Annotated in this window: 12 protein-coding genes; 11 read left to right on the top strand and 1 reads right to left on the bottom strand. The window is 70.9% G+C overall.

The genetic code is table 11. The annotated features are described in order from the left end of the window. Nucleotides 1-66: 66 nt before the first annotated feature. Nucleotides 67-393, top strand: a complete 327-nt coding sequence (locus tag ACTWPT_RS06140) for a hypothetical protein (protein ID WP_443176250.1) — start codon at nt 67-69, stop codon at nt 391-393. An 89-nt stretch (nt 394-482) separates the two neighbouring features. Continuing rightward, nucleotides 483-1,679 carry a hypothetical protein gene (locus tag ACTWPT_RS06135; RefSeq protein ID WP_443176249.1) on the top strand — a complete coding sequence of 399 codons (1,197 nt, stop codon included), beginning with the start codon at nt 483-485 and terminating at the stop codon, nt 1,677-1,679. 153 nt (nt 1,680-1,832) lie between these two features. On the opposite strand, the gene ACTWPT_RS06130 is transcribed toward ACTWPT_RS06135, so the two are convergent. Then, on the bottom strand, nt 1,833-7,166 hold the full coding sequence (locus ACTWPT_RS06130; protein WP_443176248.1) for an FtsK/SpoIIIE domain-containing protein: 5,334 nt from the start codon (nt 7,164-7,166) through the stop codon (nt 1,833-1,835). 463 nt (nt 7,167-7,629) lie between these two features. On the opposite strand from ACTWPT_RS06130, the gene ACTWPT_RS06125 reads away from it, so the two are divergent. Genes ACTWPT_RS06125 through ACTWPT_RS06085 form a run of 9 tightly spaced genes read left to right on the top strand, consistent with a single transcriptional unit; the run spans nt 7,630 to nt 13,534 of the window. Continuing rightward, a complete protein-coding gene (locus tag ACTWPT_RS06125; RefSeq protein ID WP_443176247.1) occupies nt 7,630-8,298 on the top strand; it encodes a hypothetical protein in 669 nt (222 codons plus the stop codon). Between the two features lies 1 nt (nt 8,299). Next, on the top strand, nt 8,300-9,016 hold the full coding sequence (locus tag ACTWPT_RS06120; protein ID WP_443176246.1) for a hypothetical protein: 717 nt from the start codon (nt 8,300-8,302) through the stop codon (nt 9,014-9,016). After that, nucleotides 9,013-10,308, top strand: coding sequence for a CpaF family protein (locus tag ACTWPT_RS06115; RefSeq protein ID WP_443176245.1), 1,296 nt, complete (start codon nt 9,013-9,015; stop codon nt 10,306-10,308). Before ACTWPT_RS06120 ends, ACTWPT_RS06115 begins: the two co-directional genes overlap by 4 nt. Before the next feature lie 3 nt (nt 10,309-10,311). Then, nucleotides 10,312-11,160 carry a type II secretion system F family protein gene (locus ACTWPT_RS06110; protein WP_443176244.1) on the top strand — a complete coding sequence of 283 codons (849 nt, stop codon included), beginning with the start codon at nt 10,312-10,314 and terminating at the stop codon, nt 11,158-11,160. Then, nucleotides 11,153-12,076: a type II secretion system F family protein gene (locus ACTWPT_RS06105; RefSeq protein WP_443176243.1), complete on the top strand. Its 924-nt coding sequence runs from the start codon at nt 11,153-11,155 to the stop codon at nt 12,074-12,076. Before ACTWPT_RS06110 ends, ACTWPT_RS06105 begins: the two co-directional genes overlap by 8 nt. Beyond that, nucleotides 12,073-12,315 (top strand): hypothetical protein, encoded by a 243-nt coding sequence (locus tag ACTWPT_RS06100; protein ID WP_443176242.1) that lies wholly within the window; start codon nt 12,073-12,075, stop codon nt 12,313-12,315. The genes ACTWPT_RS06105 and ACTWPT_RS06100 overlap by 4 nt, the downstream gene beginning before the upstream one ends. Next, nucleotides 12,293-12,736, top strand: coding sequence for a TadE/TadG family type IV pilus assembly protein (locus ACTWPT_RS06095; protein WP_443176241.1), 444 nt, complete (start codon nt 12,293-12,295; stop codon nt 12,734-12,736). Before ACTWPT_RS06100 ends, ACTWPT_RS06095 begins: the two co-directional genes overlap by 23 nt. Beyond that, nucleotides 12,733-13,131, top strand: coding sequence for a TadE/TadG family type IV pilus assembly protein (locus tag ACTWPT_RS06090; protein ID WP_443176240.1), 399 nt, complete (start codon nt 12,733-12,735; stop codon nt 13,129-13,131). Before ACTWPT_RS06095 ends, ACTWPT_RS06090 begins: the two co-directional genes overlap by 4 nt. Beyond that, nucleotides 13,124-13,534 (top strand): TadE/TadG family type IV pilus assembly protein, encoded by a 411-nt coding sequence (locus tag ACTWPT_RS06085; RefSeq protein ID WP_443176239.1) that lies wholly within the window; start codon nt 13,124-13,126, stop codon nt 13,532-13,534. Before ACTWPT_RS06090 ends, ACTWPT_RS06085 begins: the two co-directional genes overlap by 8 nt. The last annotated feature ends 50 nt before the right edge of the window (nt 13,535-13,584 follow it).

The following is a 13,584-nucleotide window of genomic DNA, read 5'->3' as shown; positions in this document are numbered from 1 at the left end:
GGGAAGCTCGTGGGAGAAACGCAACCGCCCAGCGACTGGCCTGGACTCGAACCCGAGCGGGACGGCGTGACGTACGACGCCCAGAAGATCTTGAACATCGCTGGTGAGCTGGGTGAGGTGATGAAGCTCATCAGCGGTGAGAGCTATCGCCAGGGCTCGATCAGCGATCTCGAGGCAAACAACCAGCTCTTCGCTGAAGTGCGCCAGCACTTGCTGAGCATTGACAACTCTGACGGCACCGAGTCCTTCGCGGCCACCTGGAAACAGAGCCACGAGGTGTGCCAGACCGTCTACCGGGACGTCCTGGAGAACTTCGCCACCGCGATTGCCCTGGTGGAAGCCGGAGCGGGCACCTACCAGTTGACGAACGACGCCAACGAGGGCGGAGTCTGATCGGCGTGGGAGAGAACATAGCGACGACCCACTGGATAAAGGATTCGTGCGGATCCTGGGACGTCCAGACGAGCGGTCGGAACGTCGAAATGATCGTCAACTTTATCAAGCAGTTCCCTGATGCCACACGCATCGACACGGCGGCTCTCGCCTACAGCGACGCCGATACGGCGGTCGACGACGTCAGGGCCGCCATAAAAACGCAGGCCCACAAACTCGCCGACGTCTGGGAGGGCCCCGCCTCGGTCGAGGCCCAGCAGGCCCTCGGGATCCTCTGGGTGACGATGGGCGAGCTGGCCGACAAGCTGAAGAAGATGTCCGAGTCCGTCTCGGCCCTCGCCACGGTGGTGCGCAAACATCAGGCGTTCATCGATGACGACGCGAAGGGCATCCTGTCGACTTGGCAGAACCAAGGAGGGCTGGGCGGCAGCTATGACGACAGCATCTGGTTCTCCTACGCCACCTACACCGGCGTCTACGGGGGGGACAACGCCGTTACTGGCTGGGGCTCCGCGAACGAGCTGGCGGGGAGGCACCTGGCGACGTTCAGCTCGGACCTCTCGCACATCCATGTCATGATCCCGGACACGGTGGAAAAGGTGCTCCGGGACATCCACCCTCCGCAGGAGCCGCAGGAAGACCCGGTTCCGATCGACTACACCCCGTTCGGCGATGGGGGGAACGAGGGTGGTCTCACGCCCACCTCGTACGGCGGAGCCGACCTGTCCACAGGGCCGACCGGAGGACTGGACACTACTGCGCCCTCCTTCGGGGGCACAGACCCGTCGACCGACTCCCCGAACACCCCCGGCTATCCCGGGACGGACCCATCCGGTGACTCGTCGACCGACTCTCCGACCACGCCGGACCCGACCAACCCGAACGGTCAGGACCCCAACAGCCAGAACCCGGGCGGTCAGAACCCCGGCGCGGGGACCAACACCCCCACGAGCCTGCAGGACTACCGGCCCACCACGCCCACCACCGCGACCGTCCCCACCACGAACCCCTACGGCGGCCCCGGCTCGTCGTACGGGCCGGGCACCACAGGTGGCCCTGGCGGCGTGTACGGCGGAGGCAGCGGCCTGGTGCCGACCGGAGGCGCGCCGGGCACCGGCGGCCGGTACGGCAACGGCACGGGCATGCCCTTCATGCCGATGGGCGGAATGGGCGGCGGGGCCGGAGGCCAGGAGTCCCAGGACCGGGAAGCGTCCACCTGGCTCCATGAGGACGACGACGTTTGGGGCGGCGACTCGGACTCGGCGGTGAACGACAGGATCGGCTGACCCGTCGGCCCTCTACGGCCAGGAGCCGCTCGCGCTCCTGGCCGTATCCACACTCAGCCGCCGACGATGGGCGCGCCGACCCCCGTCTTCCGCGCTCCCCGCGGTCACCGGCCGGTGCGCTGCCCAACGGCGAACGCCCGTGCGTCGTGGCCCTCAGCCGTTGTCGGGAAGCGCGGTCTGGATCGGGATGACATTGCCGGTCGTCACTAGGAACCCGCGTCCAGGCGGCCCGCCCACCGTGCCCCGTGGGAGGCGGATGGTGAAGAGATCGCCGTCGGACTGGCTCTGCACCGACAGGAGCAGGCCCGTACGCGCCTTGCGGGTCTCCGCCACGAACCCGCGGTAGGCGACGGCCATATCGCCGGTCGTGCCGGCGATGAGCAGGCCGTGATCACCGTCCCTGCCCGAACGGAGCACCTCTTCCAAGGCAGTGCCCAGGGGGAAATCGGGGTTGATCAGCTCGGCGTCGTCCACCAGCACGACGTAGTTGTGCAGGTCCGCGACCAGCTCCGGCAGATTCGTGGCGTTGCCGTCCAGCACCGCCAGCACCCCGTCCAGGTCCCTGAGCGGGCTGCGCCTCGGGGTGACGGCGATGACCGAGGTGCCGCGCTCGATCAGCGAATGCGCGGCCGTCAGCAGGGCCGACGAGCGGCCGGTGCGTGGCGGGCCCGCGAGCACGGCGCCGGGGCCGTGCGCCAGCAGGTCGAGTCCCAGCGGGGCGAGGGCGTCGCCGCCCGCGCCGACAAGCGCCCACAGCGGTGACGGCGGGACGAAGGATGGATCCAGATCAAGGGCCTGGGCTGCGGTGATGCGCATAGGGAGCGCGTCTACGCGCAGCGGCGGCGCACCATCCCAAAGCCAGCCGCCTCGGCCCGCCGTCAGCGGTTGCGTGTGCGCTGCGGCGGCGCGGGCCAGGGCCTGGAGAGCCGCCACCTGGGCCGGGCCCGCCGGGTCCGGAGAGAGCAGCGCGATGTGGTGCTCGACGATGCCGTGGTCGCCGATGGACAGGGCACGGCCCGGGGGCACCGACGAGGGCAGGCCCTTGAGCGGGAAGCCGGCCAGGCCGTAGTCGGACGGATCGGAGAGACGGAGGAGCAACCGGTCGTCGAAGACGGTAGAAACCTGGCCGAGCAGGCCCGACCGATCGCTGGTGATCACGGCTCTGAACCCCACTGCCGCGCCTTCCCGGAGCAACTGGAGCAGCGCCTCGATCAGGCGGCCGTAGTCGTAGCTCTCGAACGCGGCCACGAAGCCCTCCCAACGATCCAGCATGAACACCAGCCAGGGGAGCCGGTGGCCCGCCTGACGGTATTCGGCCAGGGAGGCATGCCCGGCCTCGGCCAGAAGCTGCTGTCGGCGGCCCACCTCGCCCCGGAGGCGCGAGAGCAGGCGTTCGACGCGGTCGAGCTGGTCGCGGGTCACCACGGCGCCGCAGTGCGGCATCGCCACCAACGGCAGCAGCGCGCCCGAGCCGCAGTCGACCGCGTGGACGTGCACGTCTCCCGGGGAGGCGTGGGCCGCGATGGACCCGGCGATCGTCCGCAATGCCGTAGACCTGCCGCTGCGCGCGGCCCCCGCGATGAGCAGGTGACCCCCGTGGGCCAGGTCAAGCGCCAACGGCTGCCGGTCCTGCGCCCATGGACGGTCCGTTATACCGAACGGCAGCGGCGCTACCTCGACGAATGTGCCGGATGGCGACTGCGGTGGATACGTGCTCGGCGACGGCGACGCATGAGGCGCGCCCACCCCCGCACCCCGCCGCGCGCCCGGCCCCGCCGGTGGGTAGGCGTCCGATTCCGTTGAGTGGGATGCGTTCGGCCCTGCCGGTGAGCACGCGTCCGGCCCTGCGGGCGGGGGAGCGCCGAATCCGGGAGGTGGCGTTGCGCTGGATCCCGGAGGTGGAGTGGTGCCGAGTCCGTCGGGCGGGATAGGGTCGGCGCTCGCGTTTCCCCGATGTGCGGAGTTGCTCAATGACGGCTGTCCCGAGCCCTTGACCCGGGCCTGGATGGGGTTGCCGCGGTAGGGGACGCCTGATGCGTTGGGCGGAACGGCTCCCGCTGTGCCTGGAGTGGCGGGCCCCGCGTCGCCGGACGTCCCGGAATCGGAAGCTGGCGCTGGGACGGGGCCTGGCGTGCTCGCACGGGTGTCGAAGTCCCCGGACGCGGGTCCGGACGTGTCCGAAGTGGCGTGGCGGGCGCTGGATTGGGAGGTGACTGTGAGATGGGCAGGTGCGGTGAGGTCGGGAAGGTCCAGGACGAAATGAGTGGGGAGGGAGTCGAGCCACGGGCTGGGCTGGGCGGGGACGCCGGCCAAGTGGGCGGCCTCGATGAGCGCGTCAGCGAGCAACGTGAGGTCCGTAACCGTCGAATCCTCCTCCGGCTCCGGCGGGGGTGGGAGGGGTTTGCCCAGGGAGAGCCAGTTCACATCCAACACCCGTATGTTGCCGGTCGCCGCGTCGTACGGGCCCTGCGGCGTACGGGGCGTACGGGTGGAGTCGAGCGGGCCCTGGGGCGTCCGGGTGGTGTCGAGCGGTCCCTGGGACGCCCGGGTGGGGTCGTGGGGCCCTCGTGACGACTCCGGTCCGCTGAGAGTGCCCCGTGACGACCCAGACCGGACCGGGCTGCGGCCCCCGACTCTGGCCGTCTGCACGGCGGTTGCCGCGCCCACACCCGAACGGACGTAACAGCGGCCCGGTGTGGACTTGGAGATGTGGGCCGCGTCAGGCAGGTCGATGACGTCCGACGACTCGGCCGGCTCCGTCACGCGAAGCGCGATCCGCAGGGACGTGTTGGCCTGGATGTCGGCGGTCACCACGCCCGCCGGGCGCTGGGTGGCCAGGATCAGGTGGATGCCCAGCGAACGGCCTCTGCGGGCGATGTCCACGAGGCCGGTGACGAAATCGGGCAACTCTGCCACCAAAGCGGCGAACTCGTCGATGATCAGCACCAGGCGCGGCAGCGGGACGGCGCCCGCATAGTCGTCGATGTCCTTGGCTCCTGCCTTCAGCAGCAGGCGCTCCCTGCGCCGGATCTCCGCCGCCAGCGAATCGAGCGCCCGTTGCGTCAGATGGCCGTCGAGGTCGCTGACCATGCCGACCGTGTGCGGCAGGCGTACGCACTCCTTGAACGCGGCCCCGCCCTTGTAGTCGATCAGCACGAACGTGAGCTGGTCGGGCCGGTTGGCCACCGCCAGCGCGCAGATCAGCGTCTGCAGCAGCTCCGACTTGCCCGCGCCCGTGGTGCCGGCGATCAGGCCGTGGGGGCCGTCGAGCCTGAGGTCCACCGAGAACGGTCCCTCTGGCCCGACGCCGATCAGCGCGCTGGTGGTGCCGCGGTCGCGCCATCGGGCGGCCAGCTCCTTGCCCGAGGGGTCGGGCATGCCCATCAGGTCGAGCAGCCGGACCGCTCCGGGCAGGTTGCCCGTCGGGTCGTCCCTGCTCACGTCGCGGATCGGAGCCAGGGACCTGGACAGGCGGTCGGACCAGGCGGGCGACACGAAGTCACCCAGCACCGGGCCGATGGCGTCGAGTCCGCCGCCAAGCAGATGGACGATGCCGTCGCCACCGCACGCGGCCACCGTCTGGCACTCCTCCGGAAGCAGGCGCTGATCGTCGTCGATGGCGAGCGTGTACACGCCCGAACGCGGCCCCTGGCGCAGCACCTGCGGCATGTTGGGCAGGCCGCGCAGCACCTGGGCTCCGTCGAGGATCACCAGCACGTCGTACGGCCGTACGTCGTAGGAGGAGAACGTGGGCTTTTCCGGCCCGCCAAGATCGTCCCAGCCGCTGGGGATCTTGCCGACCTCCGGGATCGTGGTGTTCTGGCGCTCGTCGATGAGGGCGGCGAGTTCGGAGACGCGGCGCGCGGCCGACTCGGGGTCGGTGCCGACCAGCGCCACGCACTCCTCGCCGGCACGTGGCGCGCAATGCGGCAGCCAGCGCATCCAGCCCCAGCGGTGCTCAGCGTCGGCATGCGCCGACACCACCACGATGGCCAGGTCGCGTGGGCTGTGGAGGGTCGCGGCCTGGGCGATCAGCCAGCTCGCCAGGCTGCCCGCGACGGCGCGCGGCCCGGTGACGCCTGCCACGCCCAGCCGCCGCATCGGCAGCGCCACGGGCACGGAACGGCAGATCGGCGGATCGATGGGCCCGCCCTGCTCCTCCGACAGCTCCAGGTTGGCGGGCAGGTCGGCGAGCCCGACGCGCAGCCTGAGCGCGTCGGAGTCGTGGATCCTGCGCTCCCACAGCCGCCTGCGCGGCCCCGTGGCCGTGAGCAGCACCTGGGCCGGGTCCGGAGCATCCGCCCTGCGGGCGGCCTCGTCGGCCACCCGTGCCCGCTCGACCGCCTCGTCGTAGGCCTGGAGCCGCTCTTTCCACTCCTTGATCGCCTTCTTGTGCTGCTTCTTGCCATGGCGGCGGTCGCTCCACCACTGGCCGATCATGAGGATCGGCGTCATCAGCGCGACGAGCAGGTAGTAAGGCTGCTTGAGCGCGATCGCCAGCGTCACCCCCAGCACGGCAGGCAGGAGGGCGGCCAGCAGCTGCAGGCGCAGACCCTCGTTCCTGCTCGGCTCCTTCGGCCGGACGAACTTGCGCTCGGGCTCAGGACGCCGGAGCCTGGGCGGGCGGTTGTACGACACGCCGCCCTCGCTCCTGGGCGCCAGGTGCGCGTCCTTGGGCTCGATCGACGTCAGCACGAAGACCGAGGAACCGCAGGTCAGCACCGCCTGATCGGACCATGCGACGCGCTCGGTGAGCGGCCGGCCGTCGAGCTGGGGCACCTCTTCGTAGCCGGCCGCGAACTCGGCCGCCTCCCGCTCGGCGACCCTTGCATTCAACTCGGCGACCTCGTCGGCCCAGCGGCCCTTGAGTTTGAGCTTGGGCGCCGCGCCCGGCTGCTGCCACGTGCGCTCCGCGGTGATCGCGTCCGGCGTCACCCGGACGGTCACCGCCTCCGGCGCGAGCGCCGGGTCGGCCGCGGCGATCGCGCACATCGGATCGGAGCCGATGATGTAGGTGCCCAGCCCCAGCCGGTGCACCGCCCCGGCCGCAGGCCCGCCCACGACCCGCACCTCGGCCACCCCACCCGGCTCCTCGATGACCGTGGCACGGGCCAGGCGGGGATCCAGCGTGACCTTGTCGCCGTCCCGCAGCACGGAGGTGGCCTGGGCGCGGGGGTCGAGCGGGCGGCCGTCACGCCACATGACCGGCTCTTGCCCGGCCAGCATGGCCGGCTCTCGCCTGCCTGGCGTGCCGGCGCGTTCGGGTTTGCGCGGGCGGGGCACGTGGAGGCCGGCGTCGTCGGGTGTAAGCCCGCGGCCGGCGGACATGCCGTAGGGCGCTCGGGCTCTGGGCAGCCGCACGACCGTCGCCAGCGGCCCGGCGTCGGTGAGCGCTTCACTCACCCTGGCCACTGTGGTGCTGTCGTCGCCGTCGATCACGACGTCACGGTCGCCCTGCCCGCCGAGCACGGTGAGCATGATCCGCATGGTCCCGTCTCCTCGCTCGACTTCGGCCGCCAAGGTAGCGCTCGAAGCGAGGCTAGGCCGGTTGGTTGACATCAATGGCATGGCCGGCTGTTTCTGTGGATGGAGGGGACGGGGCTCCAGCCGCCTGTGGACAAGCCGCCCGCCGCGCCCGTCTCCGTGCCCGCCCCGCCGGCTGAGCAGGGGACGGGGGCGCGGGCCGAACCCGGGCATGGCCATTGGTGGGTATAAATCCGCTGAAAGCCGTTAATCATGTGCCACATGTGACTCAGGTGGCGAATGCGCACAAGTAGCCGGAAAAATCCCCACCCGTCAACTCGCTAGAAACAATAAGTATTGATTATTTCCCATTGACATCCCGCCACCTGCGAAACAAGCATTGGTCCTCGCATTCGGGCCCCGCCGCCCCAACAAGCCCCACATAATGGCGTGGATTCCGCAATTCACCTTTGGGAGCCCCCCACCCATGAGGACCAGTGAAAAGCCTGCCGTCAACGCGGCGGCGGGGTTGTCCGGCCCGGCCTCGCGCAAGCTCCCCGTGCCACCCCGGGAACGCAAGCCGGCCCTGGCCGCGCTCGCCGTCCTGCTCATACTCGGCGGCGCGCTGGCCACGACCCTGCTCGTGCTCAACAGCGGCGACCGCGTCTCCGCCATCAGGGTCACCCAGCAGATCGGCGCAGGTCAGAAGTTCCCGCCTGAGGCGCTGGAAGAGGTGAAGATCGCCGATACGGGCGTCGACTTCGTCAGCTGGTCGCAGCGCCAGCAGGTCGTCAACAGCTTCGCGGCCGTCACGATCCTCCCCGGCACCCTGCTGACCAACCAGATGGGCGTCCGCGCCAGCACCGAGCTCGGCGAGGGAAAGGCCACGGTCGGATTGGCGCTCAAGCCCGGGCAAATGCCCGCCGGCATCCAGCAGGGGGACCGCGTACAGGTGATATTCGTGCCGAGCCGCTCGAGCCAGGGACAAACACGCGTCCTGGCGTCCAGCGCGCTCGTCTTCGCCGCCGGCGACAAGTCCAGATCTGGAAATTCCGGCCAGATCACGGTGGTCGTGGATTCGGCGGCCGCGGCGGAAATAGCGGCGTTCGCCTCCACCGGTGAGATCGCAGTGGCCGAGTTGCCGGGGGCACGCTGACGTGGGACTGATCGTGCTGGCCGCCGACAAGGGCGCGCCGGGGGTGACGACGGCCGCGACGGCCCTGGCCGCGGTGTGGCCGCGGCCGGTGCTGCTGGCCGAGTGCGACCCGGCGGGCGGCGACCTCGCCTACCGGCTGCCCGCCGCCGACGGCGGCGTGCTCAACCCGGGCAAGGGCCTGCTCACGCTGGGCGCGACGGCCCGGCGCGGCCTGGAGCCCGCCCAGATACACCAGCACACGCAGAAGATCGTCGGCGGTCTTGACGTGCTGGCCGGGCTCACCCACGGCGAGCAGGCCGCCGGCCTCACCTGGCTGTGGGGCCCGCTCGGCAGGTCGCTCGCCGCGATCCCGAACGCCGACGTGATCGCCGACTGCGGCCGCCTCGGCGCGCACCCGCAGCTCGGTGACCTCCTGGCCGAGGCCGAGCAGGTCGTGCTGCTGACCAGGGCGACCCTCGACCACGTCGCCCACCTGCGCGAACGCCTCCAGGTCAGCAAGGCCCACGGCGTGGTGGTGATCGCCGACCCGCGTGCCTACCGTGCCTCCATCGAGGACGTCCGCAGGATCGTCGGACCCAGCGTGCAGTTCGTCTACGGCCTCGCGTACGACCCCAAGGGCGCCGAGCTCCTGCGCGGCCAGTGGGGCGGCCGGCTGGACCGCTCGCTCCTCATCCGTACGGCCCGCGACCTCGCGGCGAGGCTGGTGAGCCACAGATGATCGATCACTCGCTGGTCAAGCGGTTCCGCCAGGAGGTCGGCGACCGCCTGGCCCACCAGCGCAGGCTCGACCAGGCCAATGGCCTGCCCGCGATGACCGGAGAGGACGAGCGCCAGTTCGCCAGGGCGCTGATCTCCCAGGTACTCGAGGAGCACGCGCGCAACGAGATCGGCCTCGGCCGTACGCCGCCCACGGTGGAAGAGGAGGAGGCGCTCGCGGCCGGCATCCACGCCGCGCTGTTCGGCGTGGGCCGCCTGCAGCCGCTGCTCGACGACCCCCAGGTCGAGAACATCGACATCAACGGCTGCGACAGGGTCTTCGTCAGCTACGCCGACGGCCAGGAGCTCACGCAAGACCCGGTCGCCGAATCCGACGACGAGCTGATCGAGCTGATCCAGATCCTGGCGGCGTACTCGGGCCTGTCGAGCAGGCCGTTCGACACCGCGAACCCGCAGCTCGACCTGCGCCTTCCCGACGGCTCCCGGCTGAGCGCGGTCATGGACGTCACCGTACGGCCGGCGGTCTCGATCCGCCGCGCCCGCCTGGGCAAGGTCTTCATGTCCGATCTAGTCGGCAACGGCACGATAAGTCAGGACGTGGGGAGGTTCTTGAGCGCAGCCGTCGCCGCCCGCAAGAACCTCATGATCGCCGGCTCGACCAACGCCGGCAAGACCACCCTGCTGCGGGCCCTGGCCAACGAGATCCCGCCCAGCGAGCGCCTCATCACCGTCGAACGCGCCCTCGAGCTCGGCCTCGATCAGTTCCCCGAGCTCCATCCCAACGTCGTCGCCTTCGAGCAGCGCCTGCCCAACTCCGAGGGCCAGGGCGAGATCTCCATGGCCGAGCTGGTCAGGAGGTCGCTCCGGATGAACCCCAGCCGCGTCATCGTCGGCGAGGTCCTCGGCGACGAGATCGTCACCATGCTCAACGCGATGACCCAGGGCAACGACGGCTCCCTGTCGACCATCCACGCCAACTCCAGCATGGAGGTCTTCAACCGCATCGCCACCTACGCCCTGCAGGCCAGCGAACGCCTCCCCATCGACGCCACCCACATGCTCATCGCGGGCGCCATCGACTTCGTCGTCTTCATCGAGAAGCGCAACGACTACCACCGCGGCGGCACCCTGCGCCGCTACGTCTCCAGCATTCGCGAGGTCAACGGCTGCGACGGCCGCGTTCTGTCGAGCGAGGTGTTCGTCCCGGGCCCCGACGGCGGCGCCCTCCCGCACGCGCCGGTCTCCTGCCTGGACGAGCTCATGGCGCACGGCTACACGCCGGGGGGATGGTGACGGATGGCGCTCACCTTCGACCCGCTCGCCCTGCTGGCCGGCGCATTGGCCGGCGGCGGCCTGTTCCTGTTCTTCCTTTCCCTGTACGGCCTGCGCCCCCGCCCGCCGCAGCCCAAGCGGCACCTGATCAAGATGCTGACCACTCGCGCCGCGATCGCCGCCGTGGCCGCCGCCATCGTCTTGGTGATCACCCGCTGGCCGGTCATGGCGGCGGGCACGGTGCTGCTCGTGTTCGCCTGGCGCGGCCTGTCGGGCGGCGCGGCCGAGGAACGCACCGCGATGCGCCGCCTCGAAGGGTTGGCCGCCTGGACCGAGTCGCTGCGTGACACGATCGCCGGCGCGGCCGGGCTCGAGCAGGCCATCCCCTCGTCCATCAGGGCCGCCGCGCCCACACTCAGGCCCCACTTGCGCGCCATGATCGACCGGCTGCACACCAGGATGGCGCTGCCGGAGGCGCTCGCCCTCTTCGCCGACGAGCTCGACGACCCCTCGGCCGACCTGGTGGTGGCCGCGCTCATCCTCAACTCCAAGCTCCGCGGCCCCGGCCTGCGCGACGTGCTCGGCGCGCTGGCCGTCTCGGCCCGCGAGGAGCTCGACATGCGCCGCCGCGTCGAGGCCGAACGCCGCGCGACCAGGCGCAGCGTTCAGATCGTCGTGATCACCGCGCTGGGCTTCGCCGGGATCCTCGTGGTGTTCAACCCCACCTACGTCGCCGAATACGAGGGCCTGCTCGGCCAGGCCGTGCTGGTGATCGTGGCCGGGCTGTTCGGGGCCGGGTTCGCCTGGATGAGGCGGCTGGCCAGGTTCGACAAGCCGACGCGGCTGCTGATGGGAGGGGACGGCAATGGTTGAGGGCGCGCTGGCGGGTGCCGTACTCGGACTGGGCTTGTTCGTGTTCTTGCGGGCGCTGTTCCCGGCCCGCCCCGGGCTGGTGGCGCGGCTGCTCGCGCTCGACGCCGTACGCGAGGACACGGGCGCCCCCCGCATCCAGCTCTTGCTGCCGGAGGAGGAGGTCAGCGCGTTCCGCCGCGGGCTCGGCGTGCGGCTGGCCCGCCTGTACGGCGCCCGCGGCTGGGAGGCGAGATCGGTCAAATCAGACCTGGCGCTGGTGGGGCGGTCGTTCGAGGCGTTCCTCGCGACCAAGGCGCTGCTGGCCGCCAGCGGCCTGCTGGCGTTCCCGCTGCTGCTCGGCTGGCTGGTGCTCATGGGATGGGGCACCTCGCTCGCCATCCCGTTCTGGGCCTCCGTGCTCGTGGCGATCGTGTTCTTCTTCCTGCCCGACTTGCAGATCAAGAAGGAGGCGGCGGCCAGGAGACGCGACTTCCGCCACGCCGTGGGAGCGTTCCTCGACCTCGTCTCCATGAACCTGGCCGGCGGTCGCGGCGTGCCCGAGGCGCTCATGATGGCCGTCTCGGTCAGCGGCGAGCGCCCCAACTGGGCGATGGGCCGCATCCGCGACGCGCTGAGCGGCGCCAGGATCGTCGGCATCACCCCATGGCAGGCGCTCGGCCAGCTCGGCGAGGAGATCAACGTCGACGAGCTGCGCGACCTCTCGGCCGCGCTCGGCCTGGTGGCCGACGACGGCGCCAAAGTACGCGCCTCGCTCACGGCCAGGGCCGCCACCCTGCGCCGCCGCGAGCTGGCGGAGATCGAGGGCCGGGCCGGTGAGCGCTCGCAGTCCATGCTCGTGGCCCAGCTCCTGCTCTGCGCCGGATTCGTGATCTTTCTCAGTTTTCCCGCCGCAATGAAGATGTTGGGGGTCTCATGAACCATCCCTGGATCATTTACCTGACCGCGTGGCTGAGCTCGCGGATTCACCGTGCCCGCACGGCGCCCACCCGCGGCGCCTCCGCCGTCGAATGGGTGATCATCACCGCCATCATCGCCGGTGTGGCGCTCGGCCTGGCCACCTTGATCAGGACCCTGGTCGAGCAGCAACAGGAGCAGATCCGGTCGAATTTCGGCGGCGACGGCGGTGGCGGCGATGGTGGCGGCGACGGCGGCTAGGCCCCGCGACGGCGAGCGCGGAGTGACCGCGATCGAGCTGGCCATCCTCATGCCGGTCGTCCTCGCGGTGGTGCTGCTCATCGTGCAGGTGGCCCTCTGGTTCCACGGGCGGCAGGTGGCCGAGGCGGCCGCCAGGGAAGGCGCCCGTGTGGCCAGGGCGGCGCCGATCGACTCAGGCGACTGGCCGGGCGCGGCCACGGCCAAGGCCACCGACATCGTGCGGGCCATCGGGCCGCGGCTGCTCAGCAACGCCACCGCCACGACGTCCGAGAAGGAGCCGGACGAGCGCTTCGTCACGGTGACCGGCAGCGCCGTGCAGGTCGTCCCGCTGCTGCCGCCGCTCACGTTCACGATCACCGCGACCGCGGGCGGGCCCGTCGAGTGCTTCCGCCCTGACGACGGCGGCGAGGACTGCGGATGACCAGCGATCCCGAGCGCGGCTCCATGGCCGTGGAGACGGTCATGCTGGCCCCGCTCTTCCTGCTGTTCCTCATGTTCCTCGCCGGTGCCGGCGTGCTGGTGGAGTCGCAGGGGCGGGTCAACGGGGTGGCGAGGGACGCCGCCAGGGCCGCGTCGGTGCAGCGTACGTTCGACGAGGCCGAGGCGGCCGCCGAGGCGATCGCCCAGAGCGCGCTCACCGGCCCCTGCGGGTCGCCGTCGGTGTCGCTGGACGGTTCGGCGTGGGAGCAGGGCGGCCAGGTTCAGGCCGAGGTGACCTGCGAGCTGGACCTCGGCTTCCTCGGGTTCGGCGGCGCCAAGCAGATGACCGGCACGGCCGTGGTGCCTTTGGAGCAGTTCAGGAGGATCGATGAGTGAACGCGGCTCGATGTCGGTGTTCACCGTGCTGTTCTCCGTGGTCGTGTTCCTGCTGGCCGGGCTGCTGGTGGACGGGGGGGCGGCGATCAACGCCCGGCTGCGTGCTGCGGACGTGGCCGAGCAGGCCGCGCGGGCCGGCGCCGACCAGATCGACGTCGACCACCTCCGCGCCACCGGCCAGACCCGGCTGCTCGGCGACGACCAGGTGTGCGCGCGGGCCGACGAGATCGTCGCGGCCCAGGGCGACGACGACGTGACCAGCGGCGAGTGCTCGGTGGGCCAGGGGCAGGCGCTGGTGACGGTCACCGTGTCGGTGCGGTGGGAGGCGTTCTTCCTCGGCGCGATCGGTTTCCCCGGCGCCGAGGTGACCGGCGAGGCCACGGCCGCGCCCGAAGCGAGATAGACCGAATCTCTTCACTCGATGGATTGCGGAACGCACGTGGCAACACGCTG

Source organism: Nonomuraea sp. 3N208 (assembly GCF_052245935.1).
In the GTDB taxonomy this organism is placed as follows: Bacteria; Actinomycetota; Actinomycetes; order Streptosporangiales; family Streptosporangiaceae; genus Nonomuraea.
This window is presented reverse-complemented; position numbering and strand designations above follow the sequence as displayed.